Genomic DNA, 25,221 nt, shown 5'->3' with positions numbered 1-25,221 from the left:
TGCCCATGACCTTCAATGTCCTTACCTGCGAATTCATGCACGAGAGCAATACGTTCTCGCGCTTCCGTACCGACTTGCCGCAGTTTCAGGTGGACACGCTTCTCCTTGGCGATGACGCGATCCGCGCCCGGCGCAACGCCAATACCGAACTTGCCGGATTCATGGATGTGGCGGAACCGGCGGGCTGGAATGTGATCCACGCGATTTCGGCACATGCCGTGCCCGGGGGGCGCGTGACGAAAGCCGCCTATGACCACATCGCCGGTATTATCCTGGAAGCAGCGCGTTCGAACAAGAGCCGACTCGACGGAGTGCTGCTTGGACTTCATGGCTCGATGGTGCCTGAGTTTTGCCCGGACGGGGAAGGACATCTGCTAGGCCTTCTGCGGGCCGAACTTGGAGCGGACATTCCTGTCGCGGTAACGCTCGATCTTCATGCGATGGTGTCGGAAGACATGGTCCGGGACGCGCAGATCCTTGTCTCCTACAAGACCTATCCGCATGTGGATATGCGCGAAATCGGCGCGCATGCCGCCCGTATCCTGGATCGCGCAATGAGGGGTGAAATCGCGCCCCGGACTGTCAGGGCGCATGTGCCGATGCTGGACGAAGCGAATTCCGGCCGCACCGACATTCCCGAGACGCTGGCCCTTTATGACCGCGCCCGCGAGGCCGAGGCCGAGGGCTTGCTCGCGGTTTCCGTCAATGCAGCCTTCACGGGCGCCGACGTGTCCTGCGTCGGTCCCACCGTGCTCGCAACCTATGACAGCCGTGATCCCGGCGCGAAGGCAGCCGCCATGCGTGTGACAGAGGAACTTGCGGACAGGATCTGGCAGGGCCGGACCAAGAAGCGCAATGTTTTCATCGAGGTCGACCAGGCTGCTGCCGAGGCGCATGCCTGGCGCGGCGACAAGCCACTGGTCATTGCCGATTATGCCGACAATCCCGGCGCCGGTTCCTACGGCGACTCGACCGCGCTGTTGACGGGCCTGCTCGATGCGGGAGTGAGGGGTGCGGTACTCGCGCCGATGATCGATCCTCAAGCGGCAAATGAATTGCACCGTCACCGGCAAGGCGAAACCGTGACGGTGACGATTGGCGGCAAGGGCGACGCCAACTTCGGCGGCGGCCCGCTGACGGTGACGGGTGTGCTGACCAGGCTTTCGGACGGCACCTATGTCGGCGACGGACCGATTCAGGGCGGGCTCACCCATAGCTTCGGGCCCAGCGCCGTACTCGATGTCGACGGGATCGAAGTCCTGGTCGTTTCAGAAGCGCAGCAGATGGTCGACCTTCAGCAATTGCGGGCTTTCGGGATAGAACCGACGGCCCGCCGCGTGCTGGTCCTGAAATCGATGCAGCATTTCCGGGCGGCATTCGAGCCGATAGCGGGCAAGGTCATCGTCTGCGATGCGGGCGCGCTGGCAACGCCGCGGGCAGAACGGCGCCCCTATATCCACGCGCCGCGCCCGCTCTGGCCGCTCGACAAGGATTTCGAGCGCTTCGTTCGTCCCTTGGCCGACATACTCTAAACTACCAAAGCGGGCCAGTGCGGACGGCCCCTTCGATCTCCTCGCTGTATTTGTCGTCCATCTGCGCCACTTGGCGCCAGAACGCCTCCTTACCCTCCTCGGTAAGCCAGGGCTGGAGATAAAGCCGCATCTCTTCTTCGCGCAATTCGTGCTTCACAGCGGCACCGATATACGCGCGCAGGACTGCTTCATGGATATAGGCCGGTAGACCGGCAAAAACGTCTTGGTGCGTCTTGGCCGCCTGCACCAGCGCGGGAGGCCGGTCGATCCGCCAGTGATGGGAATGACGGCTTCATGATCCTGCTCCTCAGATGACCCCGCCATTCGCGCGGACGATCTGGCCGTTGATCCAGCCGCTGTCCGGCCCGACCAGCAGGGAGACGACGCGCGCGATGTCGTCGACCTCGCCCAGACGGCCGAGCGGGTTCATCTGTTTGATGCGGTCGAGCGTAGCCTGATCTTTGCCTTCGAGAAAAAGCTCGGTGGCCACCGGCCCCGGCGCAACCGCGTTGACCGTGATGGCGCGGGATCCCAACTCCTTCGCCAGGATGTGGGTGAGCGCTTCGACCGCGGCCTTGGTGGCCGCGTAAACGCCGTAGGTCGGCTGGTAGAGTCCGACGACGCTGGTCGAGAAGTTCACGATGCGGCCGCCGTCGCGCAGGCGCCTCGCCGCCTCGCGAAGGCCGTTGAACGTGCCCTTGAGGTTGATCGCGATGGTCTGATCGAAGGTCGCATCATCAAATTGAGCGACCGGCGCGAGCTTCATGATGCCGGCATTGTTCACCAGCACGTCGACGCCGCCATGGGCCGCTTCGGCGGAATCGAACATCCGTCTCACAGCTTGCGGGTCGCTGACATCGGCCTGGAAGGAGGTGGCTCGACCACCAGCCTTTTCGATTTCATCCACCAGCTTGGCGGCCGCGTCGGGGCTGCCTGCATAGTTGACGACGACCGTGAGGCCGTCGCTCGCCAGCCGGCGGGCGATGGCCGCTCCAATGCCGCGAGACGCTCCGGTGACGATCGCAACTTTGTTCGTTGAGGTGATCATTGTCGTTGTTCCTTTGACGTGTTGCTGCCATCAATCTTTCGCTCGATATTCCTGCGGGATCACGAAGACCTCGTCGGCGCGGGCGTAACCGCCGTCCTTGACCTCCTCGATCAGGACCATGGTGTGCCGCCGAGCGGCCTCGGAGAAATATTCCACGAGCATCGCCGTGGCCCGATGGACGATCTCTTCTTTCTGGGCCCGGTTCAGCGCCGCTTCGGGGACCTTGAAATTGACGAAGGGCATGATCTTCACTCCTGTCGATCTGATGACTTGAATGGTGTGAAGGTAGCTGTTTTTAAAACAAGCACTAGAAAGCCGATTTTAACATCACCATTTCAAAATCCATAACAATCGACTACGAGATGGTTATGGATCGCATCGACATCATGCGGCTCTTCGTCAGGATCGTCGAGCGCGGGAGCTTTGCTCAGGCCGCGCGGGACCTGCGGGTTCCGCGCCCAACCGCCACGCATGCGATCCAGCGTCTGGAAGCGGATCTCGGCGTTCGGCTCCTCGAACGGACAACCCGAAATGTGAGGCCGACGCTCGATGGCGCACGCTACCATGAGCGCTGCATCCGGCTCCTTGCGGACCTGGATGAGGTGGAGAGCGTCTTCAGGAATGCCGAACCCAAGGGTCCGCTTCGTGTGGATATGCAGGGGACCATCGCGCGGTTTTTCGTCATGCCCGTCTTGCCCGAGTTCATCACGCGCTATCCCGGCATCTCGCTCAGCCTCAGCGAAGGCGACCGGATGGTCGACCTCATCACTGAAGGCGTCGATTGCGTCGTGCGAGCCGGCGAACTGTCCGACTCGTCTCTGATCGGTCGCCGCATCACCGCATTCGAGCAACTCACCTTGGCGAGCCCAGCCTATCTCGAACGTCACGGCGTCCCTTCGACACCAGATGATCTCGGCGGCCATCGAATGGTTGCCTATACCGCCTCCGCGACAGGGCAGCCATACCCGCTGGAGTTCGAGAAGGACGGTGTGGCAAGTGAGGTTCCACTACCCTACGATATCGTCGTCCGAGGCGCCGAAATCTACACGGCCTCCGGCGTTGCCGGGCTCGGATTGATACAGGTCCCGCGCTATCGCGTGGAACATCAGATCGCCGCCGGACAGTTGGTTCCGATACTGGAAACCTTTCCACCCCCGGCGATACCCGTATCCGTGCTCTATCCCCAGAGCCGCCATCTGTCTTCGCGGATCAGGGTGTTCATCGATTGGCTGGCGGACGTCTTTCGCGCCCCTCGCGGCGCTGCCGGGCGTTCCTCTCAGAAGGGCTCGGTCGAGATATCAAGCTGAGGCAGTTCATCGTTGCACGGAAAGGCGGAACAGGTACGCCACGCTTCGGCACACCGTCTCATGGCCCGTCTCTATGCATGAATGTGAGATGCCTCTGGTGCATTCTCAGGCGAAGGCGTCTGGCGAGCAGAAGCGCCAGACCAAGCGCAAATACGATGCCGCCCGCCACCAGCGCCTGGGCCGCCAGAACCAGCACCGTCTGCTCTGTCGTCGAGCCTGCCCGCATCTGGCGCACATCGGCTGCCGTGACGCTGACTTGCGGGTTTCCGAAGCGCGCGGTCACATAGTTTGCAAGGGCCGCCACCTGGCCGTCGTCCAGCCAGCCGTCAAAGGCCGCCATCGATTTGCGGCCCGCGACGCCGCCTGCCTTGACGCCTTCAAGGATGGTCATGACGACATTCTCAGGCGAGGTTACGCCGAGAGTGCTGTTGTTGGTCAGTGATGGATAGGTGCCATCCGCCGATCCGTCTCCATTCAGGCCATGGCATCCCGAGCAGAGCGACCGGTAGAGATCGTCGCCCACCGCGACCCCGCTGCCCTCCACGCTGGTTTTCGTCCCGGCATCGCGGGCGGCTGCGGGCGGATTGGCCCACGCGAAGCGCGGCCGCGTCTCGTCTCCCGATTGGGCGGGCACGGTCCTGAGATAGGCGACGATGGCACGAATATCGTCGTCCGAAAGATATTGCAGACTGTTCATGACGGTTTCCGCCATCGGACCGCCCGCATACGCCTTTCCAGGCACGGCGCCGGTCTTGAGAAACCGAAACAGCTCCTCATCGCTCCAGCCCCCTATGCCCGCGATCTTGTCGCTGCTGATGTTGAACGCCTGCCAGATGCCGGCGCTGCCGCCGGCAAGCTTGCGGTCTTCATCCATGCCGAAAGTCGTATTCCTCGGCGTGTGGCAGGCGCCACAGTGGCCGAGCACCTCCACCAGGTAGGCGCCCCTGTTCCACGCGGCGGTTCTGCTTGGATTTGGCCCGAAGCCGCCGGCGTGGAAGTTGGCAAGTTTCCACAACCGGAGCGTCCAGCGCTGGTTGAATGGAAAGGGCAGGATGTTTGGCGGCCGCGGCTGAGAAATCGGCGCCTTCGTGAGGAGGTACGCTCGAATCGCGAGCACGTCCTCGCGGTTCATCCCGGCGAAGCTGTCATATGGCATGGCGGGATAGAGATCGGCCCCGTCGCGTCTGACGCCTTTCTGCACGGCTCGCACGAATTCGTCGGCGGAATAGCGCCCGATGCCTGTGTCGGGGTCCGGTGTGATGTTGGTGGAATAGACATCGCCGAACGGCGTTGGCACCCGATAGCCTCCGGCGAAAGGCCGGCTCGGATTGGACGTGTGGCAGCCGACGCAATCGGCGGCTCGGGCAAGATATTCGCCTTTCTGGATCTCGTTCGCCCGCAGCGGCGTGCCAGGCGCCAGCGACGCCATGACGGTCGCGACTACACGTAGGAGAACGGCGAGGAACGGAACGCTCGCAGCAGGCCACCGCAAACGCTGCCCATGGCGGATGACCGCTCGTCGGCTCCGCTGCACAGTCACAGTTCGCATCCGCTGAAGATCAATCCGGCCGCCATTTGCGCCAGCATGACGAGCGTGAACAGGGCCCCGATACCTACCGAAGTCCTGGCCAGAAACGCGCGCGTGCGCGCCTTTAGGGGCGGGCTCGTGCCGTGCCTTGGATCACGAACGGCGCGCCATGACCACAGGACGCCCAGCGCCGCGACGGCGGCGCCTGTCAGCGAGAACAGAACAGTGGGCCGAAACCCGGCGCTGCATTGCCAGTATGCGATTGAATAGTCGAGCTGCAGCGATACCGCCCACGCTGTTGGTCCGGTGACCAGGCCTGCCCAGGAAACGCCCGTGCGGATCGCCTGCATGTTACATCCTCGGGACCCAGTAGATTACGAGATAGAGCACGACCCATGAGACGACCACGAAGTCCCAGTAGAAGGCATTGTCCGACACGTCGCTGAAGTGGCGTCCGGTGTTGCCTTTCTTGGTGAACATGAGAACGGCGAGCACGATCGTGTCCCCGACATCGGTGAGGAGGTGTGTCGTGTGCAGGCCGAGCAGGAACCAGACGATCGACCCGTAGGCATTCTGGTCCCAGGAGATCCGGAGCGCAGGAAATTCCCAGATGCGCACGATCAGGGGAAGAATTCCGGCGATCGACATGACCACGATGCCGATGCGCACCTTCACAAGGTCCTGCCGCCGCGCCCAAAGATCGATCAGACGGTTGGGAACGGCGCTGGCAAGCAGAATGACCAATATTGCCGTGCCCGGCAGGAGATCGGGTGCTGGCGCTCCGATCGGCCAATGCCGCGCCTGCACAGCCAGGTAGAAATAGGTGCCGATCGCCAGGGCAAAACCGGTCGCTTCAAGGGCGATGAAGGCCACCGTTCCCCACCAGATCGGGCTCGCCGATCCAAAATCATAGGTGGGCAGGCGGCTGACGTCGACGGTTGGCCGGTGTCTCATTCTTCGTCCTCCGGCTCGCCTTTCGGCCAGAACCAGCAGATAAAGCCGATCGAGACCGGTATCGCGCCCCAGACCACCGCCCATGGCGTGTATATCGAGCCCAGAAACGCGCCGCCCACGGCAATGGCCGAGAGCAGCGGCCAGATCGAATTGTCGGCCGATGGCACCCGCAGCTGCGGCACCGCATCGGCGACCGTGCCGGCAAGCACCTCGCGCGCGTCGACGCGCAGGCCCTCGACGACCGGGAGTATGTCTGCTTCGGCCCAGAGCGGCTCGCGATGGGTCACCACCGGCAGGCGCGAAAAATCGTAGGAAGGCGGCGGCGACGTCGTTGCCCATTCCAGTGTGCTCGCCCCCCAGGGATTGTCTCCCGCGATGCGACCGTTGCGAAGGCTGAGCAGCACGTTCAGGACAAAAAGCGCGAAGCCGGCGAACACCACCAGCGACGAGATGCTGATGAACAGGTTCGTGCCGCCCCAGCCGCTCGCCGGCGGATAGGTGTAGACGCGCCGCGGCATGCCTTGCAGGCCAAGGATGTGCATCGGGAAGAAGGTGAGATTGAAGCCGATGAAGACAAGCCAGAAATTCCAGCGGCCGAGCCTCTCGGACAGCATGCGGCCAGTGATCTTGGGAAACCAGTAATAGACGGCGCCGAGCAGGGGGAATACGGCGCCCCCGACCAGCACATAGTGGAAATGCGCTACGACGAAATAGGTATCGTGCACCTGCAGGTCGAGCGGCACCGAGGCGACCATGACCCCGGTCAGCCCGCCGATCACGAAGGTGAAGATGAAGCCGAGCACGAAAAGCAGCGGCGTGGCAAAAATCGGCCGGCCGCCCCAGATCGTCGCGGTCCAGCAGAAGATCTGGATGCCGCTCGGAATGGCGATCATCATCGAGGAGGCGGTGAAGAAGCTCTCGCCGAGCTGCGGCAGGCCCGTGGCGAACATATGATGCACCCACAGACCGAAGGAAAGAAAGCCGATCGCAATCAGCGACAGCACGATGCCGAGATAGCCGAAGACCGGACGGCGCACGAAGGTCGGCAGGATTGCCGAGACGAAGCCGGTCGCGGGAATGAAGATGATATAGACCTCCGGGTGGCCGAAGAACCAGAACAGGTGCTGCCAGAGCAGTGCATCGCCCCCGGCCGCCGGATCAAAGAACCTGGTGCCGACCAGCCGGTCGAGGATCAGCATCGTGCTCGACACCATCACGGCGGGCATGGCGAACAATATGATGAAAGCCATGACAAGGACCGACCAGACATAGAGCGGGATGCGATCGAGCGACATGCCAGGGGCGCGCTGCTTGAACACAGTCGCGATGATCTCGACGGCGACCGCGAGTGCGGACACTTCGGTGTAGGTCACCATCTGCGCCCAGAAATCGGGACGCTTGCCGATCCCATATTCAGGTCCGGCGAGCGGCACGTAGGAAAACCAGCCGGCATCCGCGCCCGTGTCGAAAGCGAAGGCGATCCAGATCATCAAACCGCCTGAGAGATAGACCCAGTAGCTGAAGGCGTTGAGCCGCGGGAAGGCGACGTTTCGGGTGCCGATCATCAGCGGCACCAGGTAGATGGCGAACGCTTCCATGACCGGTACGGCGAACAGGAACATCATCGTCGTGCCATGCATGGTGAAGAGCTGGTTGTAGAGATCGGGGCCGATATGGCGTGCCTCCGGCGTGGCAAGCTGGAACCGCATGGCAAGTGCCGACAGGCCGGCAAGGGCGAGGAACAGGAAGGCCGTCACCATATAGCGCCGTCCGATCAGCTTGTGGTCGACCGTGACCAGCCAGCCATAGAGGCCTTTCGGCGTCCGCCAGGCATGCGCCAGACACTCGTGCAGTCTTGCCTCGTCGAGGCCGATGTCGCGGATGCCTTTCAGGGCCGCTTCCTGTCTTTGCCCGGCCGTCTTCCCGGCAACGCCACTCATTCAAGGCTTCCAAGATAGGCGACGACCGCATGAAGATCGTCGGCGCTGAGAGCAATGCGCGGCATCTTCGCGCCGGGCTTTAGAGATTGCGGATCGGCGATCCACGCGGCAAGTGCGCCGGGCGCCATGGCCAGCGTGTCGGCGGCCAATGCACGCCGGTTTGCGAGATGGGTAAGGTCGGGCCCGACCGTTCCCTTGGCCGGCGTGCCCCTGATCGTGTGGCAGAGCGCGCAACCGGTGGAAAGAAAAGCCTGCTGGCCGCGGCGTTCCTCCTCGCTGGCAGGCGCGATGGCGGCGGCGTCTTGCCTGGACCGCCATGCCTCGAACGCTTCGCGGCTTTCCGCGACGACGATGATGGCCATGTGGGCATGCTGGTAGCCGCAGAACTCGGCGCACTGGCCGCGATAGATACCGGGCCTGTCGGCAATGAGGGTGATCTCGCTTGGCCGGCCCGGAATGAGGTCCCGTTTGCCGGCGAGACTTGGCACCCAGAAGCTGTGAATGACATCGATCGAATCGAGCTCGACCTTGACTGGCTCGCCGACGGGAACGTGGATTTCGTTCGCCGTGACAATCGTCCGCGACCGATCATCGTTGGGATAGCGTATCTCCCACCACCATTGATGCCCTGTGATGCGGACGGTGAGCGTCTCCTTTCCGCCCAGCGAGGCAATGGATTTGCCTGCGAAGAAGCTCGTTATCGTCAGCGCGGAGAGAACCAGCACGGTCGCCGCGACGGCGCTTCCGACCGCGCGGCCAAACCTGTGCTCCTGATGGCTGTCGATGACCAGCGGCGGGGGTGCTGCTTGTGCCCGGCGCTGATGGAAGAGCGCCATTGCCAGGGCCAGCATGACGAGCAGCCAGGTGATGGTCGCCACCGCGCCAAAGGACCAGATGAGATCGAGAATCGCACGGGCATTCGCACCATGTGCGTGGAGCGCGGATTGCCAGCCGCTGCACCCGCTCAGGACCGTCGACACCAATGTAGACGCGGGGCCGGCCCGTTTCAGGATGCCTAGGAAGACGATTGCCGGACGCGGTTCGAGCTGGACGTGCAAAGGCGGACGCAACCGATGATCGCCGCCGTTGCCGGGAGCGGATGACGGGCCCGTGCATCTTGCCATGTAAAATCCACCATCGATGAAGGCGATAACGCGGATCGCTGTAAAAGGATGCTTGGCAACGGTGGCCGGCTTTTCTGCGCTGCGATTGGCGCCGGGCCGAGGCTTGCGCGCCGGGAGCGCAACCAAATGGCGGATATGCCCGTTTCTTCAGGCAAAGGCGCGGGACGCGCATCGGACGGGTCCGCGCCGCGAAAGTTTAGGAACTAGCCATGAGCAACACAGACAAAACGGCCGGCGGACATCGAAGCGTCGCAGGCAAGGACAATCGCAGCCAGGACGCGACGCGCAACGACCGCCGAGGCAGGGAAGAGACGCGGCAGGAACAGGCTACGGACAGCCATCCGGAAGAGGATCCGGCGGAGGGTTCTCGCCAAACGGTCGAGCGCGAGTTGGACAGGCTGGATCGGTCGGGGCGTAGCGCCTCGCAATCCACCGACCAGGCCCAGGTGGAACGCGCGCGTGAGAAACTGCGGGAGCAGGTCAGCGAACAGACGCAATTGCCTGGACGAGGCTCGGCCTGACAGCACCAGTAGATCGCCCAGGGTCGACTTTCTGTTTTTCTCGGCTATCAGACGGCACGCAGGTCGTGCCGCGCCTGCCGCTTTCCGCTTTCCCGAATCCAGAGAGCCGCCATGAGCAGCGCGGCCCCACCATAGACGGCGCCCACGCCATGGCGCCACGATCCCCGCGAGCGGTAAGGTGATGGAAGAGCCAGCGTCCAACCAGCGGCAGGGGCGCCATTGCCATAGCAGATGGAGGTCGAAAAGAGCGCGGTGAGGCTCATCGCCGGCACCTTCCGCGAACGTCGCTCTCCTCGTCGGCCCCGGGGCATATCATGTCGATGTTCAAGCCGATGCGGCTTCAGCGGCATCAACGGGCAAGCCGGGCGCTACGTTCCATTAGGCGGTTGGCTTCCACAGGAACAAAAAGCCTGAACGGGGGTTCCAGCCTCAATCTCAGAAACGGCACTTGGTCGGAACAATCGACATGAATTTCTCCTGTGTGGCCTCGTTGGACACGCCTCTCCAATGAGTGGACCAGCTGACAATGCCGACCAAAGCGAGAGGCAGCGAAAAAACGGCGGCATCACCCGGGCGCTCGGGCTCGGACTGATCACCGGGGCGGCCGACGACGACTGCTCGGCCATTGGCACCTATGCGAGTGCCGGAGCCCGGTTCGGGCCCGACCTTTTGTGGACGGCTCCCGTCACTCTCCCGATGATGTACATCGTCGTCTATCTCTCGTCCAAACTTGGCCAAGTCTCGGGCCGCGGTCTTTTCAAGGTCATTTCCGATTTCTATCCGCGTTGGCTGCTGTGGTCCGTGCTGGTGGGCGTGCTGATCGGCAACACGATCGAGGCAGCCGCCGATCTTGGCGCGATGTCGGCGGCTGTCGTGCTGTTCGTTCCGCTGCCTTCGAACTTGGTCGTCATTGTTGTTGCGATGATCATTTTTGCCTTGCAGGTGTTCGGATCCTACAAGCTGATCCGCAACATATTCCGATGGTTGGCGCTGGCCCTGCTTGCCTACGTGGTCTCCGCCGTGCTCGCCAAGCCGGACGTGGTCTCTGTGCTGCGCGGCACCTTGCTGCCGAAAATCGAGTTCAGCCGCGAATATCTGTCCATCATCGTCGCCATCGTCGGCACGACGCTGTCCGCCTATCTCTACACCTGGCAGTCCAACCAGGAGGTGGAGGAGGAGATCGCCAAGGGCAGAACGAGCCTCGAAGAGCGCAAGGGAGCCACCGAGGGTGAACTCCGCCGGTCCCGGCGCGATATCCTGATCGGCATGATCTTTTCCAATCTGATCATGTATTTCATCATCCTTTCTACCGGATCGACGCTGTACGAGGCAGGGCAGACCCAGATCGAAACGGCGGCGCAGGCGGCCGAAGCGCTGCGGCCGCTTGCCGGTGACGCGGCGGGAATTCTCTTTGCGGCCGGGGTGATCGGCGTCGGCTTCCTGGCGGTGCCGGTCATGACGGCGGGCGCCGCTTTCGATTTCGCGCAGGCCATGGGATGGAAGAATGGCTTGAACGCCAAGCCCCGACACGCGCCCAAATTCTACATCGCCACGGGAGTGATCACCCTGGTGGCGGTGGGTCTCAATTTCTTTGGCTTCAACCCGATGAAAGCCTTGGTCTGGTCCGGCATCGTGCAGGGTTTTTCAACGCCACCTCTGCTGCTTCTCATGCTCATCATGACCAACAATCGCAAGATCATGGGCGACAAGGTCAACAGCAGGGCCACCAACATTCTGGGCGGCGTGACGACCATAGCGGTCTTTGCGGCGTCCGCGGGACTGGTGGCGACCTGGTTCATGTAGTTCGCCGGCGCGGAAAGGACGTTCAGGCCCAGTGGAACATCCACGGTCAACTCTCGTTGAAGTTCGTATGAGAGAAAGGGCTGTCCATGTCAAAGTTCCAAGCCGCCACTCAAGAGCATTTAGAGCAACTGAGACTCGAGGCTTCGGCTCGTTTCGCCCCGATGATGCTGCATGAGGCATTGTTGCGTCTTTCCCGGGCCTGCGGGGATGATAGCCTTGCCCGGTTCGAGAAAGCCATGGTCGATCAGATCGAGGCGACCAAGGACGATCGGGCCGATTTCGAGGCGATCAAGGAATTCGCGATCGAACAGCTTTATGGCTGGATCAGGGACGTGAACGAATCGCCGGATAAGAAGCAACCGCTGGAAAAGATAGAGGACCGCAGAACCCCCGGCCGCTCGGAAGAGCCGCAAACGCTGGAGGATCAGCTGCAGGCCGGTCTGGAAGATTCCTTTCCCGCAAGCGACCCGCCAGCGGTGGTGTCCACCTCCATTCCAGGCGGAGCCAAGAAGCTGGTCGGAACCGACGAAGTGCTGAGAAAACAGCGGGAGGCCAAGGAGCAACACCGCCCATAACCCGCACCACTGGAATCCGGCTGGCCGAACCGCCGCTCACGGACGGGGAATCCGTGTGGGGTCGATCGCGTCACAGCTTGACGGCCGCTTCCCGGGCCCACAGTCGCAGCTTGCGGCAAGCCTGCACGAATGCCTTGGCGGAGGCTGCGGAGTCCAGCCGCATCAATCCCTCATCGGCATCGGCGGCGACGCCTGCCTTGGCCAGCAGCGGCTCGGCTCCCGGTGTGAAGCCGATGAACTTGCAATGTGCGAAGGCATCCGACACGAAGTCCTTCGCGGCTGCCTCCTTCACCAGCAACTCGGCGTCCGGTTCGGACAGGAGCAGTACCACGGCGTCGAACAGGACCGATGGACCGCCGTCGATCATGTGCCTGGCTTCGATGTGGGTGCCGTCGGCGGCCTCGACGCCGCCTACCTTGGGTGCGATTACCTCCATGACCGCGCCTTCCGTTTCGATGGCCGAGCGGATTTGTTCGAAAAGCGCCGTGTCGGCCCCGTCGCTCAGCAACACGCCGACCTTGCGGCCTTTGAAACTGTCGGGGCCGTTCTCGATAATGCTGAGAGCCGGAGACGGCGGCAGGTCGTCGCGCGGCGGGACGGCGGCCTCGGCGGGGTCGGGCATGTTTCGAATGCCAAGCTTGTCGGCGACTTGAGTCGCCAGCGTTTCGTCTATGTTCAGCAGATGCGCCACCATGCGTTCGCGGATCGCCGGTGCCTGCACCTTGCTCAATTCGAATGTCAGCGCCATGGCGATATGGCGTTGCTCCGGCGCTGTCTGGCTGTTGAAGAATTGCCGCGCCTGGCTGTAGTGGTCGGCGAAGCTCTCCGCCCGCAGGCGCACCTTCTGCCCCTCTTCGGCGTCGGCAAAAGAGCGGAAGCCGCGTTGCGGATCCTCGCGGGGACCCGATCCCCACGAATTCGGCTCATAGTTGGCGCGGCCGACCGGGTTGTGCATGGCCATGTGCCCGTCCTGCTGAAAATGTGCGAAGGGGCATTTCGGAGCGTTGATCGGAATATGGGTGAAGTTCGGGCTGCCCAGCCGCTTCAACTGGGTGTCGAGATAGGAGAAGTTGCGGCCCTGCAGAAGCGGGTCGTTGGAGAAGTCGATCCCGGGCGGCACGTTCTGGGTCATGAATGCGACCTGCTCGGTCTCGGCGAAGAAATTGTCCGGCATGCGGTCGAGCACCAGCCGCCCGACCGGGATTGGCTCGATGATCTCTTCAGGGATGATCTTCGTGGCGTCCAAGATGTCGAAGTCGAAGCTGTCGGCAAAATCCTGGTCGAACAATTGCACCGTCAGCTCCCATTCCGGGAAGTTTCCTGATTGGATCGCTTCCCACAGGTCGCGGCGGTGGAAGTCGGGATCGGCACCATTGATCTTGACCGCTTCGTTCCAGATCACCGACTGCATGCCGAGTTTCGGCTTCCAGATGAATTTGACGAATGTGGATTCGTCGTCGGCATTGACGAGGCGGAACGTATGGACGCCAAAGCCTTGCATGAAACGGAAGGAGCGCGGTATCGCTCGATCCGACATGATCCACATGACCATGTGCATCGATTCCGGCATCAGGCTGATGAAATCCCAGAAATTGTCATGTGCGGTCTGGGCCTGCGGGAAAGCCCGGTCGGGCTCCTGCTTGGCGGCATGGATGAGGTCCGGAAATTTGATGGCGTCCTGGATGAAGAAGACGGGAATGTTGTTGCCGACGAGGTCCCAATTGCCTTCCTTGGTGTAGAGCTTGACGGCAAAGCCGCGTACGTCTCGGGCGAGATCGAACGAGCCCTTGTTGCCGGCAACGGTCGAGAACCGCACGAAGGCTGGCGTCTTTTCGCCAGCGCGCTGGAAAATGTCTGCACGCGTGTATTTGGCCAGCGATTCATAGGTCTCGAAATAGCCATGAGCGCCGTAACCGCGGGCATGCACCACCCTTTCCGGGATGCGTTCGTGATCGAAGTGGAAGATCTTGTCCCGAAAGTGGGAGTCCTCGATCAAAGACGGTCCGCGCTCGCCGATCCGCAATGTGTTCTGGTCGTCGGAGACAGGAGTTCCCAGGGAGGTCGTAAGAGCAGGCGTTTCGGCTCCCGCGATCTGGTGCAATTCGCCGCCATTTCCCCGCGCGGCATTCTGATCGTGCACGCTCGCCGATTTGGGAGCTGAACGGTGTGCGGATTTGGCCATGATTTTTCCTCGATTGACGCCCGCGGGCTGACTTGGCTCAAGGCGCCGAACTGCTGGCGCAGGGCTTTGTTCCCGCACAAACGGCGCGCCGCCCTACCCGAAGCCAGCGCGGGCACGCCGGTGCACGCGCGCCAGGGGGCGCAGGCACAGCAGGATCGTTCGGCCGGCATCCTGGCAGTGCAGAATTTTCTGGAGAGTTATCTTCAACGCCCGGAACGATACAAACGTCCATGCATTTAGCTGGGGTCTGCATTCATACTTCTTTCTGGGAGCTGGACCATTGTCAGGCGAAGGCTATGTTTTGGCCGACCAGGAAACCCATGAAGTTTCCATCGTTGACCTGATACCCGCGCTGCGGGCTTTCGCGCGCACCTTCTGCCGCATCCCCGACGATGCCGACGATCTGGTGCAGGAGACGCTGACGAAGGGGCTCGCCAACATCGACAAGTTCGAACCCGGCACGCGCATGAAGTCGTGGCTCTTCACCATCATGCGCAACACCTACTACACTCGCATCAAGGTCGCTGCCAGGGAAGCGCCTGGCCTGCTCGACTGCGCGTCCTCGAGGCCGATTTCGGAAGCCACCCAGGAATGGACAGTTCAGAGCAAGGAAGTTCACGGCGCCATCCAGAGGCTCCCTGAGCACCAACGCGAGGTGCTGATGCTGATCGGCGTTCTTGGTGTCAGCTATGAGGAAACGGCCGAGATATGTGGTTGTGCGGTGGGGACGGTCAAAAGCCGGCTCAATCGTGCCCGCGCCGCCGTCCTTGAGTTCCTGGGGGAGAGTTCGCTGCAGACGCTGGTGGAAAGACGAAATCATCTGTCGAATGGACAGTTCGATATCGATGCCGACAGCCGCAGATAGTCAGTTCTTTACGTCGCGCCGGCGTTTCGCGACGAGCGCGTTTTGCAGTTCGATCGCCAGTCTGGTCAGGCGATCGGGAACCTTTTCCTGTTCGATGGCGATCAGCAGAGAGGCAATCTCCTGATCCATCGCCATGCCTGCGCGCGGGTCCATGGTATCATCGCTCGAACGGGACATCGTATTCTCTGGATGGATGGCAGTCCTTCATCCTACTGTGATGACAAGCGCCGGGCATTACAAGCAGATGGCCGGCGCAGAGACCGTTGCCAGGTAGCCCTTGCACAGGTTTTTTCTTCTATTCTCGATTGCCGAGAGTCGCGGATGCAGCGCGGCGCCTTTCAGTCCTTCGGCAATCGATTTGCGGCGTGATCCTGATATTGATCGGACTTGATCTGATTGCCATCCAGGCCGCGTTCCTCGCTGTGCTGCTTCTTGTCCCTGTTCGACAAAACCGCGTTTTCTTCGATCTTGTCCTTGGCCAGTTCGGTCATTGCTCCGGAGTCGGCACCTTTGTCGTGGCTGCCGCTGCCGACATGTTTCTTGCTGCCGGATGCCATGCTGTCCTCCATTGAATTGGCGGCGCTCTTCAGCGTCTCTGTGTTCGAGGCCCGAACTGGCATTGGCTGGTAATGTTCCGTCACGCCGGCAAGCAGGAAGGCGTCGCCGTCCCACAGCCGAAACGGCTTTTCGCTATCGATGACGATCCGCAATCCGTGACGTTGCGCCAGGCGATGGATATCGGCGCGGTCCAAAAACATTGATTCGCGATATGAGTAATTCAGCAAGGCCAGCCTGCCCGGTCTTTTGAGGACGCGCGCGATTTCGCCGAAATGCCGCTCTGCCACGCCGGCCAGCACCAGATAGGGGAAACTGTCGACCGCCAGAACGCAGTCGAAACTCGCGTCACCGAACTCCGCCAGATCGAGGCCCGAGGTTCGCCGCAGCTCTACATTGCCAAGCGCTGCGCATTGCTCACGGGCGATGGAGATCATCCTCGACGATATGTCTATGCCGACGACCCGGCCACAGGATGCCGACAGGGCGCGCTCGAAACGCCCGATGCCGCAACCGATGTCCAGAATCTTTCGTCCAGCTCCGGTGAAGTCTTGCGCTTCCAACCATGCGACTATTTCGTCGGTCGTGGCGGCTAGCCTTTCCTCATCGCCGAGAGAAGCCAGCTGGACACTCGCCACCCGGGAAATCGCTGCCGCGGCGTCAAAGCCCGAGGCCAGCCGCGTGACGACATCTGCATCCGTCTCGTCGTCGTCGCGTTCGTGACGAACGGCGGAACCCGTTTTCTGCAACGTGGCAAAAACCTCCGATCCGCGGCGAAGCAGCCCGGCTATCTGCTGGAGCCTTTCCCTGTCTCGGGAATCGACCGAATCGATCTCCGCCACGATCTCCGCCAATTCGACTGCCCCGATGCCTGGCTGGAGATGCAGCGCCAGCCTGGCGATCACGGCCTCGGCGCTGACAGCGTCCGCCATACAGTCCTCGACCGCCAGCCTGACCGCTATCCGGCGGCGCACGGATGTTGGTACCATCGAACCCATGGGCTCATTTCCGCGTCCAAGTCCTTCGCATCGTCCACCTGTCGCCAGCGCCCCAGCCATATTTGTAAGGCTCCCGGCCGCGCAGGAAGTCGAACTCGCGCGCACTTTCGCGGATCGATTCGGCAATTGCGTGGCCAACCAGGATCGCGCCTGGACTTTCCTCCGCATAGGCAGGATCAAAGCCGCCAAGATAGGCATAGGCACGGCCGCGATGGTGAAATCCGTAATAGGCGCCGATTGGCTTGCCGTCGATCGCGAGCAACCAGCAGCGGGTCAGATCGCGGGCGTCGAGCAGGGGAAGTGAGCGCCTGTGGAATCGCTCCACCGCCGGGTCGGCCAGCACACCGCCTCCGTTTCCAGCCCAGCGCGCGCCGTGCAGGCCTATCAGGTGATCGAGGAACAGCTGAGGATCATCCCTTGCCGGCGACAACACGACCCGGCCGCGCCTAAATGCGGCGCGCCGCGCCCGGCGTAACTGGCGTCTGCGCCGGGCGGGGACGCAGCCCGCCAGCGTTTCGTCGCCGTCGGTGGTGAGCACGGGACAAACGGCATGCCCGACCGGTCCAGCGGCCTCCAATTCGGGATGTTCGATCGCGAGACCGGCACTGCCCTGCGGCAGATCCGGCAGGATCCACTGCGACCACTCGATCGAGAGTATCTTCTCGGCAAGGGCAGCGGCGACCTGGGCTTCGCTGCCGGGCACACAAAGCACGTCCAGATAGTCGCTGAGTGAAATGCCGATCGGAAGCAGTTTCGACCCTGCCGTGCCATGTTCGAGATAGAGCGGTGCCAGGCCCACCAGATCGTCGCAGCGCCAGATGGCGACCGTCGCCAGTTCCCCCGGAGCGAATGTGTGCCACCACGGCAGCAGCCAGGCGGGACATTGAAAGGGCGTCGCCGACGAACTCTGCTCCCACAGTTTCCACCAATGCGGCATCAGCGCATGCAATTGCTCTGGCTCGCCGATGATCTCGCTGCGCAGCATCGGCTCGTTCACCGTGCCGCGGCGAAGCGCCTGCGGTCGGCGCCGAGCCGGGCCAGCGCCAGATAGGCGCTCATGTAGGATGAGACCATGCGCTCCAGCGAAAACCGCCGACGCGCCTCGCTTCGGCACGTCTCGGCATCGAGGCCGGGTGCCGCGAGAATTGCTTGCGCCATCTCGTCGACATTGTTGACGATAAAGCCGGTCTTGCCGTGCTCGACCACATCGGGAAGCGCACCGCTTGGAAGGGCGATCACCGGTGTGCCGCACGCGAGTGCTTCCATCGCGACCAGCGAACTGGTCTCGGCGGCGAGGCTCGGAACGACCAGGCAGCGTGCTGCATTGAGCAGGCGCCGCTTGGCGGTGAAGCCGAGCGGGCCGAGGAAGCGGCGCCGGCGATCAAGGCGAGGTTCGACTTCATCGCGAAAGTATTGGATATGCGTTTCGTACGGATAGACCCGCCCGCCGATGACCAGCGGCACATCAGCCCGCTTAGCCGCATCCAATGCCAGGTGTATGCCCTTTTCCGGGCAGATGCGGCTGAGCACGAGGGCGAAGCCGCCCCTGGGCCGCGGCTGGTTCAGCGCGTCGATATCGACACCATTCGGGATCGGGGTAATCAAGCTTGCATCCGGCGGCGCGGTTCTCTGCTGGGCCGACGAGACGGCGTGAAGCCAGAGGTCGTCGCGTGTCGGGCGCAGTACCCCGGCCGGGTACCAGTCGAGCGGCAGGTGAAGGGTCACCAGGGTCGGACCGTCGGCAGGCAGGTAGGCGTCGAAGTCGATGCCATGGAGATGAACCAGGTCGATCGGCCATCGGGTGCGGGCGGCGGCGATCGCGGCGCGATGGGACTGCTGCGCCCGGTTTTTCGCCGCCTGGTCGAGCACGCCGGCTTCGGCGGGCGTTTCCACCAAAATGCCGCTTGCACTGGAACCCTGGCAGCCGATGACAATGGACCGATGGCCGGCGTGGGTCAGCGCCTGATCGAGCATTGACAGCACCTGCTCGGCGCCGCCAACGGCGTTCGGTCCCACCGGCGCGAGAGGATAGGCAACATTGAGCACTGTGAGCGTCATGGCTGGTCGAGCCGGAGCGCCTCGTGAGCACGGGCGCTCGCATGCAGCCAGGTGCCGGGCTCGAAACCCAGCGGCAGCGATTCATAGTAGAGCCTGCCATCGTTGGGCAGCTTCAGGAAATCATAGGTCGGCGCCAGTCGGAAGCGCTCGGTGCGGGTGGAAAACGGCGCCAGCGTTCGCTGCTGCGTCAGGTGGCTGGCCAGCATGCGCTGCTTTTGCTGAAAGGCCGCTTCGGTCAGGCAGACCTCTATGCAATCACTGCCGGTGCCGCTGGCGAAATCCTGAAATACCGGGCCGTCCGGGCCAGCCGAATAAAAGGCCATTTCGATGATGGTGGGCACGGGCCGGCGGTCACGGCGCAGAAGATGGCAGGCCGCGTGAACGGCAAAAGCGGTCGCGTCGTGGTCGGGATGGCCTCCCTCGAAAGGATGTGTGCAGACGAAGCGGATGTCGGGTTCGCAAACAAGGCAGGCGAGTTCCTGCGCGAGCGCCACGAGATTCGCCGCAGCCTCCTTGTCGGGATAGCCAAGGGCGGTCAGGCCCGATGGCGATATGCCGGCCGCGGTCAAGGCTTCCGTCAGTTCCGCACGGCGCGCATCGGCATAGCCCTGCCATGTCTCGAAACCATGCGCTTGCGCGTCGGCAAGATCGCGTGGTGCTCCGTCTGTGACATGGACGATGCGGCATGACCGCAGTCCGGCAAGATGCCCGCCGATGCCGATCGTCTCGTCGTCCGGATGCGCGACGACGACCATGATGGCGGAGCCATGTGCTGCGTCACTGCCCGTCAACAGGGCCGCGAATTCGCCCAGGGTTGCCGACGGTTGATGCATGGGAGCCTCACGCTGCCGAGGCCCGCCGCCTCGACGTGGAAGCCACGCCGGGCGCGTAGCGGCGGATCATGGTTGCACAGAATTCGGCGAATTCCTCCGGCACCAGCGGCGGACTGGTGTGGTGAGGCATCATCCCGCGATGCTCCGGCGTGAAGCAGAAGGTGACGGTCACGTCGAAATCGGCGAGCGCTTCCATTTGTCGATCGAACCAGTTCAATGCATTCGGCCTGAAGCTGTCGGCCCAGGAAAGTCCGGTCCGCATATTGGTGACCCCGAGCCGCTTCATCCAGGCGACGGCGTCGTCCAGTCGCGGGTCCTCGAAATGAAACCACTGCACCAGCCCCATCTCGGGCGTACGGCGCAGGAATTCCTCCAGTGCCGGTTTTGGCGTGCCGTCCTGGCGCAGCAGCCCCATATGGAAATGACGATAGTAGGAGGAGCCTTCCGCTTCGCGATGGCGCGTCGTTGCTTCCCATTCGCGCGGGAGATCATAAAGGCTGTACCACTGGATGCGCGGAGCGTTGCCGAGCAGCAGCTCAGCGGTGCGCCTGAGGCCCCAGACCTGGATCTCGTCGGCGCCGAAGGTCGATACGCCGACTTCGCTGACCCAGATCGGGAGATCGGTGACGGCCGCGATCTCACCGATCTTCTGCGGCCATTCCTGGATCTGCCACAGGTTCCAGTCGAGCGGGAAGCCATGCACGGCGACTGCGTCGACATGGTCCAGCAATCCGAATTCCTTCATGCGCGTTATGAAACCGGGGTCGATCGGCGAGATGCCGCCGAGTACCTTGGTCAGGGCCGGATTCTCGGACGCGATCGCATCTGCCGACAACATTGCCATGGCGGCGAAGCGGCTCCAATCGGGGTCGAGCTCGGGGTCCCAGTGCGATTTGTTGTTGGGCTCGTTCCAGATCATCGCGGCTTCAATCATGGAGCTGTCCTTTCGATGGGTAGACGGCGCCGCCGCCGGCCGGGTCGCCGGCGGGACGGCAGAAATAGACCTCCTGCTCGGGATGAAGAAAGATCTCGAAACCGGCGCTGCGCAGCATCGCTTCGGTGCAGGCGCGGTTGGGGATCCACCAATTGGTCGGATCGTCGGCGTAGCGATGTTCGATGAAATGAAGTTTCGGAAAATCCGGCTCGTCGAACAGGTCGTGCGTCCAGAAGTGATAGTCCTGCTCCAGCGCGGGCAGATCCTTGCTGCCGCGCTGCATCGACTGAAAAATCATCAGCTCACCCGCGACATGCTCGCGGATCAGGTCGAGCGCGAGCAGGGGGTGGCGCAGGTGGTAGAGCACACCCATGAAAAGCACGATGTCGAATGTCTCGCGCAGGGCACCGACGTCGTAGACTGAAAGCTTCTGGAACTCGATGTCGCAGTCCGCGATCTCGGCGGCAAAGCGCGCCTGTGCCAGATAGGCCTCGTCGAAATCGATGCCGAGGACACGACCGGCGCCGCGCCGTTTCATTTCGATGGAGTAGAAACCGGCATTGCAGCCGATATCGAGCACGGACTTGCCGGCCAGGTCGGCGGGGATGGCGTCGGCGAACTTGCGCCACTTGACCAGCGGGTAATTGCCGAGAAAGTGGTCGGGAGCGGTTTCGACGCCTGCCAGCTCCATATTGTGGAACCATGGGCCAAGGGCATCGATACGGCGTCGAATTTCAGCATGGGAATGCAGCATGGCTAGGCTCCTTCGCCCGGAACGGCAGGCACATGCGAATGTGCCTTGGACGCGATCATGGTGGGCCGGTGCTGTTTGGACGCGGCATCTTCGTCGAGCAGCCGAAGGGCCGCGCGATAGCCGTTGAAGGTCCCGACGTCGACATAGGCGGCCCCTGCCTTGACACCATAGGCCTGACCGCCCGCTGCCAGATGGGCGTTGATCAACGTGCCGATATATTCGTCATGGCAATCCCGCTCGCGCCAGAGTGCCGCTAGCCGGTGCAGGACATGGCCCGGCATCTTGAAGGCGCCCCATATCCAGTTCGTGGCGGCGTCCTCTCGCTTGACCTGGATTTCCCGCACCCGGCCGTCCTCGCCGAGAACCACGGCATCGAAGAATTCCGGCCGCTCCACCGGGAAGAGCAGGAATGACAGCTGGTCGTCCGGCAGACGGCAGAAGCCGTCCTCGGGAAACCAGATCGTATCGGGAAGGCCGATCAACACCGTCTCGTCCGGTGCGACGAGGGGTGCCGCTCGGAAGATCGCGTCGCAAAGGCCGACAGGTGTGGGCTGTACCACGAACAGAGCGGTCGCCGCGCCGTAGCCCGCGGCATAATATTCGAGGATATCGGATTTGCCCGATCCGATGATGAAACAGATCTTGTCGACGCCGGCGCGCACCATCCGCCGCACCAGATATTCGCTTACGGCGCAGGGGCGCTCCGTCTGTCCATCGATCCGGCTCCCGACCGGCAGCAGTTCCTTCGAGAAGCCGAGCGGTTGAATGCGGCTGCCGCGTCCGGCAGCGGGCACGATGCCCAACATCAGACTGCTTCCTTCATCGGTTCGCCGGCCGACCTTTGCAAGGCTTCGTTCAGGATGCGATCCAGCTCCGCCGCGCGCCGTGCGGACGTGTGTTCGTCCAGTACCCGTTCACGCGCACGGCTTCGGATGGCATCGAGCTCGTGCGCTGGCAGTTTGAGCGCTGCGACCACGTCGTCCGTGTCGTGCGCCAGCAGAATCTCGCTGCCGGGTTTGAAGAAGCTGCTGAGGCCCGGCCAGGTGTCGGTGATGATCGGTACGCCGCATGCCGCCGCTTCGAACAGCCGGCCCGACGGACACCAACCCTTCTGTGCCATCGCCTCGCGCGTCACATTCAGCGTCAGGCGGGACGATGAAAAGAAGGCCGGATGGTCGGCCGGCGGAAGGTGCCTGACGAAGAAGATGTTGTCGCTCCACGGGAATTCCTGCGGATATTGCGCACCGCCGATGATGAAGCGGTGGTCAGGCAGGCGCGCGGCCGGGCGGACCAACAGCTTTTCTACGCCGGCCTGGCGATCCGCCGCATAGGTGCCGAGATAGGACAGATCGCCCGCAAATTCCGGCCTAGGTACTGCCGGCCGGTGCTGGTCGGGATCGACATGGCCATAGAGCGGCACCACGTGGCGTGCACCGAGGACCGTCTTGAGCGCGTCGATCGCCGAGCCGCCCGTGTAACTCAGGACGAGATCGAAATCGGCAAGGCCCTCGGGCCCGAAATAGGGTGGGCGTTCACCTTGATCGACGCGCGCCAGCGTGACCGGAGTGTCCAAGTCGTAAAAAACACGCAGCCCGCGGCATGCCTGCCGCGCCAGGCGTGAAGCGTCCACGGCGTCGGGGCAGTAGGAGGTAATGATGACGACGTCCGATTGCTTGATCGTCTGCTCCGCGACCCTTCGGATATCCTCCCAGTCCGGGTAGAGCACGACGTTGCCGCCGTCCAACTGATCGAGGTCCCTCGCACCGGCATAGTAAGGGGTGTCGCGCTCGAAAAAGGTGATGGACCAGCCGTGCCGGGCCAGCGCCCGGATCAGCCCGCGCCACAAGGTGGCGTGACCGTTTCCCCATGAGGACGTGACGGTGAGACCGAAAATGACCATCTGCATCCGGCAAGTCCTCGTCAGGCAAGTTCGTTCAGGCGGAGGAGCTTTGCTCCCCAGTCTCCAGATACGATCGTGGTGATGGAGGCGGGGTCGATATCGAAGCGAAAACTGTTGCCGACGGGCAGGCCGAGCACATTGCAGATCGCTGCCTTGATCACGTCGGCATGGCTGACCAGCGCGACGCATTGGTTCTGATGCCGCTCTCGAGCCTTGTCCATGAGCGAGACGATACGCTGTTGGACGTCCAGCATGGTTTCGCCGCTTGGGGTGCTTGCTTCCTGCCGCCGACTGTTCCACGCCTGCCAGCCGGCATCGCCGTTTAGCTCCTCGAACGTCTTTCCCGACCAGATGCCGAAGTCGATCTCGTCGAGTTCGGCGCAGATCGCGATTTCGCCGACATTACAGGCAGCCGCGATCGGCTTCGCGGTTTCCAGCGTGCGCTCGCGTGGGCTGCACCAGATAGCGGCAATCGACTCGCGGCCCATGCGGCGGCCAAGATGCGCCGCCTGGTCCCTGCCGGATTCGCCAAGGCGAACTCCGCCCATCCGTCCGGCCAGATAGGAGCCGACATTGTCGTGTGCCGCGTGCCGGATCAGGAAGAAGGTCGTCGTCATTCCGCGGCATCGAGCATGGGCTCGTCCCTGCCGGTGATGAATGCTAGCGTGCGTTGCCGAGCTTCGGCATCGGTGAACTGCTCAGGCGGAGACTTCATGAAATAGCTGCACGGACCGGTCAGCGCGCCCGCGATGCCGCGGTCAAGCGCCAGCTTGGCGCAGCGCACGGCGTCGATGACCACGCCGGCCGAATTGGGCGAATCCCAGACTTCCAGCTTGAGTTCGGCGTTGAGCGGCACTCCACCGAAGGTCGTGCCTTCAACCCGGATGTAGGCCCATTTGCGATCGGTGAGCCATGGCACATGGTCACTGGGGCCGACATGAATGTTGCCAGGCTCCAAGGGAACATCGAACTGGCTGGTCACGGATTGCGTCTTCGAGATCTTCTTCGATTCTAGCCGCTCGCGTTCCAGCATGTTGAGGAAATCGGTGTTGCCGCCGAAATTCAACTGATAGGTGCGGTCGATGCGGACGCCGCGCTCGCGGAAGAGATTGGCCAGCAACCGATGCACGATGGTCGCGCCGACCTGGCTCTTGATGTCGTCTCCGACCAGCGGCAGCCCGCGTTCCTCGAAACGCAGGCGCCATTCGGGCCGTGACGCGATGAAAACCGGTATGCAGTTGACGAAGGCGCAGCCGGCCTCGAGGGCGCATTCGGCATAGAAGCGCGTCGCTTCCTCCGACCCCACCGGCAGGTACGAGACCAGCACATCGGCGCCGCTGTCCCGCAGGATTTCGCTGACATTGGCAACCGGCTCCGGCGCTTCCTCGATTTCCGTGCGCAGATATTTGCCGATGCCGTCCAACGTGGGGCCACGCTCGACGCGAACCCCGGTTGCAACCGCATCGGCAAAACGGAACGTGTTGTTCGGGGCGCTGTAGATCGCTTCGGCCACGTCGCGCCCGACCTTGCCCTTGGCGACGTCGAACGCACAGACGACCTCGATATCCTCGACGTGGTAGCCGCCGAGATCGGCATGCATCAGCCCGGGGATCGGCTCGTTGCCTTTTGCATCTCGGTAATAGGAAAGGCCTTGCACCAGGGAGGATGCGCAATTGCCTACGCCGACGATACCGACACGAACTTTCTTCGATCCCACGAAACTGCCGTCCTGTGCTGTCCAAGGTAAGTTCCTGGGGCCGAACCGCCAGCTTGCCGGAATGTTCCTTGGCATGTGGAAAAATTGCGCGCG

Annotated in this window: 26 protein-coding genes; 6 read left to right on the top strand and 20 right to left on the bottom strand. The window is 62.7% G+C overall.

The features are described 5' to 3' along the window. The first annotated feature begins 5 nt into the window (after nucleotides 1-5). Nucleotides 6-1,532 carry a M81 family metallopeptidase gene (locus LB532_RS27050; protein ID WP_140638343.1) on the top strand — a complete coding sequence of 509 codons (1,527 nt, stop codon included), beginning with the start codon at nucleotides 6-8 and terminating at the stop codon, nucleotides 1,530-1,532. 1 nt (nucleotide 1,533) lies between these two features. On the opposite strand, the gene LB532_RS27045 is transcribed toward LB532_RS27050, so the two are convergent. From LB532_RS27045 to LB532_RS27035, 3 genes are read right to left on the bottom strand one after another with little or no spacing between them, the layout of a single operon-like run. Next, nucleotides 1,534-1,779, bottom strand: coding sequence for a hypothetical protein (locus tag LB532_RS27045; RefSeq protein WP_210239866.1), 246 nt, complete (start codon nucleotides 1,777-1,779; stop codon nucleotides 1,534-1,536). Between the two features lie 60 nt (nucleotides 1,780-1,839). Further along, a complete protein-coding gene (locus tag LB532_RS27040; RefSeq protein ID WP_140638344.1) occupies nucleotides 1,840-2,580 on the bottom strand; it encodes an SDR family oxidoreductase in 741 nt (246 codons plus the stop codon). Nucleotides 2,581-2,610: 30 nt separating this feature from the next. Next, nucleotides 2,611-2,823 carry a tautomerase family protein gene (locus tag LB532_RS27035; RefSeq protein WP_140638345.1) on the bottom strand — a complete coding sequence of 71 codons (213 nt, stop codon included), beginning with the start codon at nucleotides 2,821-2,823 and terminating at the stop codon, nucleotides 2,611-2,613. 125 nt (nucleotides 2,824-2,948) lie between these two features. Between LB532_RS27035 and LB532_RS27030 the strand changes: the two genes are divergently transcribed. After that, nucleotides 2,949-3,887, top strand: a complete 939-nt coding sequence (locus LB532_RS27030; RefSeq protein WP_140638346.1) for a LysR family transcriptional regulator — start codon at nucleotides 2,949-2,951, stop codon at nucleotides 3,885-3,887. 58 nt (nucleotides 3,888-3,945) lie between these two features. Here the strand turns inward: LB532_RS27030 and LB532_RS27025 are convergent, their stop codons facing one another. From LB532_RS27025 to coxB, 5 genes are all read right to left on the bottom strand, one after another. After that, complete coding sequence (locus LB532_RS27025; RefSeq protein ID WP_140638347.1) at nucleotides 3,946-5,316, bottom strand: c-type cytochrome; 1,371 nt, start codon at nucleotides 5,314-5,316, stop codon at nucleotides 3,946-3,948. Nucleotides 5,317-5,423: 107 nt separating this feature from the next. Continuing rightward, nucleotides 5,424-5,765, bottom strand: a complete 342-nt coding sequence (locus LB532_RS27020) for a hypothetical protein (protein WP_140638348.1) — start codon at nucleotides 5,763-5,765, stop codon at nucleotides 5,424-5,426. Between the two features lies 1 nt (nucleotide 5,766). After that, nucleotides 5,767-6,369 carry a heme-copper oxidase subunit III gene (locus tag LB532_RS27015; protein WP_140638349.1) on the bottom strand — a complete coding sequence of 201 codons (603 nt, stop codon included), beginning with the start codon at nucleotides 6,367-6,369 and terminating at the stop codon, nucleotides 5,767-5,769. Continuing rightward, nucleotides 6,366-8,309: a cytochrome c oxidase subunit I gene (gene ctaD / locus LB532_RS27010; RefSeq protein ID WP_140638350.1), complete on the bottom strand. Its 1,944-nt coding sequence runs from the start codon at nucleotides 8,307-8,309 to the stop codon at nucleotides 6,366-6,368. Before ctaD ends, LB532_RS27015 begins: the two co-directional genes overlap by 4 nt. Beyond that, nucleotides 8,306-9,433 (bottom strand): cytochrome c oxidase subunit II, encoded by a 1,128-nt coding sequence (gene coxB / locus LB532_RS27005; protein ID WP_140638351.1) that lies wholly within the window; start codon nucleotides 9,431-9,433, stop codon nucleotides 8,306-8,308. The genes ctaD and coxB overlap by 4 nt, the downstream gene beginning before the upstream one ends. A gap of 209 nt (nucleotides 9,434-9,642) precedes the next feature. Between coxB and LB532_RS27000 the strand changes: the two genes are divergently transcribed. From LB532_RS27000 to LB532_RS30435, 3 genes are all read left to right on the top strand, one after another. Continuing rightward, nucleotides 9,643-9,954, top strand: a complete 312-nt coding sequence (locus tag LB532_RS27000; RefSeq protein WP_181169286.1) for a hypothetical protein — start codon at nucleotides 9,643-9,645, stop codon at nucleotides 9,952-9,954. Between the two features lie 507 nt (nucleotides 9,955-10,461). Then, on the top strand, nucleotides 10,462-11,757 hold the full coding sequence (locus LB532_RS26995) for an Nramp family divalent metal transporter (protein ID WP_140638352.1): 1,296 nt from the start codon (nucleotides 10,462-10,464) through the stop codon (nucleotides 11,755-11,757). A gap of 86 nt (nucleotides 11,758-11,843) precedes the next feature. After that, nucleotides 11,844-12,332 carry a hypothetical protein gene (locus LB532_RS30435; protein WP_140638353.1) on the top strand — a complete coding sequence of 163 codons (489 nt, stop codon included), beginning with the start codon at nucleotides 11,844-11,846 and terminating at the stop codon, nucleotides 12,330-12,332. Nucleotides 12,333-12,402: 70 nt separating this feature from the next. On the opposite strand, the gene LB532_RS26985 is transcribed toward LB532_RS30435, so the two are convergent. Beyond that, complete coding sequence (locus LB532_RS26985) at nucleotides 12,403-14,514, bottom strand: catalase (protein WP_140638354.1); 2,112 nt, start codon at nucleotides 14,512-14,514, stop codon at nucleotides 12,403-12,405. A 301-nt stretch (nucleotides 14,515-14,815) separates the two neighbouring features. Between LB532_RS26985 and LB532_RS26980 the strand changes: the two genes are divergently transcribed. Then, on the top strand, nucleotides 14,816-15,379 hold the full coding sequence (locus LB532_RS26980; RefSeq protein WP_140553532.1) for a sigma-70 family RNA polymerase sigma factor: 564 nt from the start codon (nucleotides 14,816-14,818) through the stop codon (nucleotides 15,377-15,379). Here LB532_RS26980 and LB532_RS26975 read toward each other — a convergent pair whose 3' ends face one another. From LB532_RS26975 to LB532_RS26920, 11 genes are all read right to left on the bottom strand, one after another. Continuing rightward, nucleotides 15,380-15,532, bottom strand: coding sequence for a hypothetical protein (locus LB532_RS26975; RefSeq protein ID WP_181172636.1), 153 nt, complete (start codon nucleotides 15,530-15,532; stop codon nucleotides 15,380-15,382). Nucleotides 15,533-15,717: 185 nt separating this feature from the next. Beyond that, entirely contained in the window at nucleotides 15,718-16,932 is a 1,215-nt protein-coding gene (locus LB532_RS30430) for a class I SAM-dependent methyltransferase (RefSeq protein WP_411908901.1), read from the bottom strand. Nucleotides 16,933-16,936: 4 nt separating this feature from the next. Continuing rightward, complete coding sequence (locus LB532_RS26960) at nucleotides 16,937-17,917, bottom strand: GNAT family N-acetyltransferase (RefSeq protein ID WP_140638355.1); 981 nt, start codon at nucleotides 17,915-17,917, stop codon at nucleotides 16,937-16,939. A gap of 8 nt (nucleotides 17,918-17,925) precedes the next feature. After that, complete coding sequence (locus LB532_RS26955; protein WP_224557444.1) at nucleotides 17,926-18,978, bottom strand: glycosyltransferase family 4 protein; 1,053 nt, start codon at nucleotides 18,976-18,978, stop codon at nucleotides 17,926-17,928. Between the two features lie 8 nt (nucleotides 18,979-18,986). Beyond that, nucleotides 18,987-19,823 (bottom strand): PIG-L deacetylase family protein, encoded by an 837-nt coding sequence (locus tag LB532_RS26950; protein ID WP_140638357.1) that lies wholly within the window; start codon nucleotides 19,821-19,823, stop codon nucleotides 18,987-18,989. A 7-nt stretch (nucleotides 19,824-19,830) separates the two neighbouring features. Then, nucleotides 19,831-20,757: a beta-xylosidase gene (locus tag LB532_RS26945; protein WP_140638358.1), complete on the bottom strand. Its 927-nt coding sequence runs from the start codon at nucleotides 20,755-20,757 to the stop codon at nucleotides 19,831-19,833. Continuing rightward, a complete protein-coding gene (locus tag LB532_RS26940) occupies nucleotides 20,750-21,511 on the bottom strand; it encodes a TIGR04290 family methyltransferase (RefSeq protein ID WP_224557446.1) in 762 nt (253 codons plus the stop codon). The genes LB532_RS26945 and LB532_RS26940 overlap by 8 nt, the downstream gene beginning before the upstream one ends. 2 nt (nucleotides 21,512-21,513) lie before the next feature. Beyond that, nucleotides 21,514-22,317, bottom strand: coding sequence for a sugar phosphate nucleotidyltransferase (locus LB532_RS26935; protein ID WP_140638360.1), 804 nt, complete (start codon nucleotides 22,315-22,317; stop codon nucleotides 21,514-21,516). Beyond that, nucleotides 22,317-23,417 (bottom strand): glycosyltransferase, encoded by a 1,101-nt coding sequence (locus LB532_RS26930; RefSeq protein WP_140638361.1) that lies wholly within the window; start codon nucleotides 23,415-23,417, stop codon nucleotides 22,317-22,319. The genes LB532_RS26935 and LB532_RS26930 overlap by 1 nt, the downstream gene beginning before the upstream one ends. A gap of 14 nt (nucleotides 23,418-23,431) precedes the next feature. After that, complete coding sequence (locus LB532_RS26925; protein ID WP_140638362.1) at nucleotides 23,432-24,028, bottom strand: histidine phosphatase family protein; 597 nt, start codon at nucleotides 24,026-24,028, stop codon at nucleotides 23,432-23,434. Continuing rightward, a complete protein-coding gene (locus LB532_RS26920) occupies nucleotides 24,025-25,128 on the bottom strand; it encodes an inositol-3-phosphate synthase (RefSeq protein ID WP_140638363.1) in 1,104 nt (367 codons plus the stop codon). The genes LB532_RS26925 and LB532_RS26920 overlap by 4 nt, the downstream gene beginning before the upstream one ends. Nucleotides 25,129-25,221: the final 93 nt, after the last annotated feature.

The sequence above is a fragment of the Mesorhizobium sp. ESP-6-2 genome, from assembly GCF_020164675.1.
Taxonomy (GTDB): domain Bacteria; phylum Pseudomonadota; class Alphaproteobacteria; order Rhizobiales; family Rhizobiaceae; genus Mesorhizobium.
The sequence above is the reverse complement of the archived record's forward strand: the minus strand, read 5'-3'. Positions and strand labels throughout refer to the sequence as shown.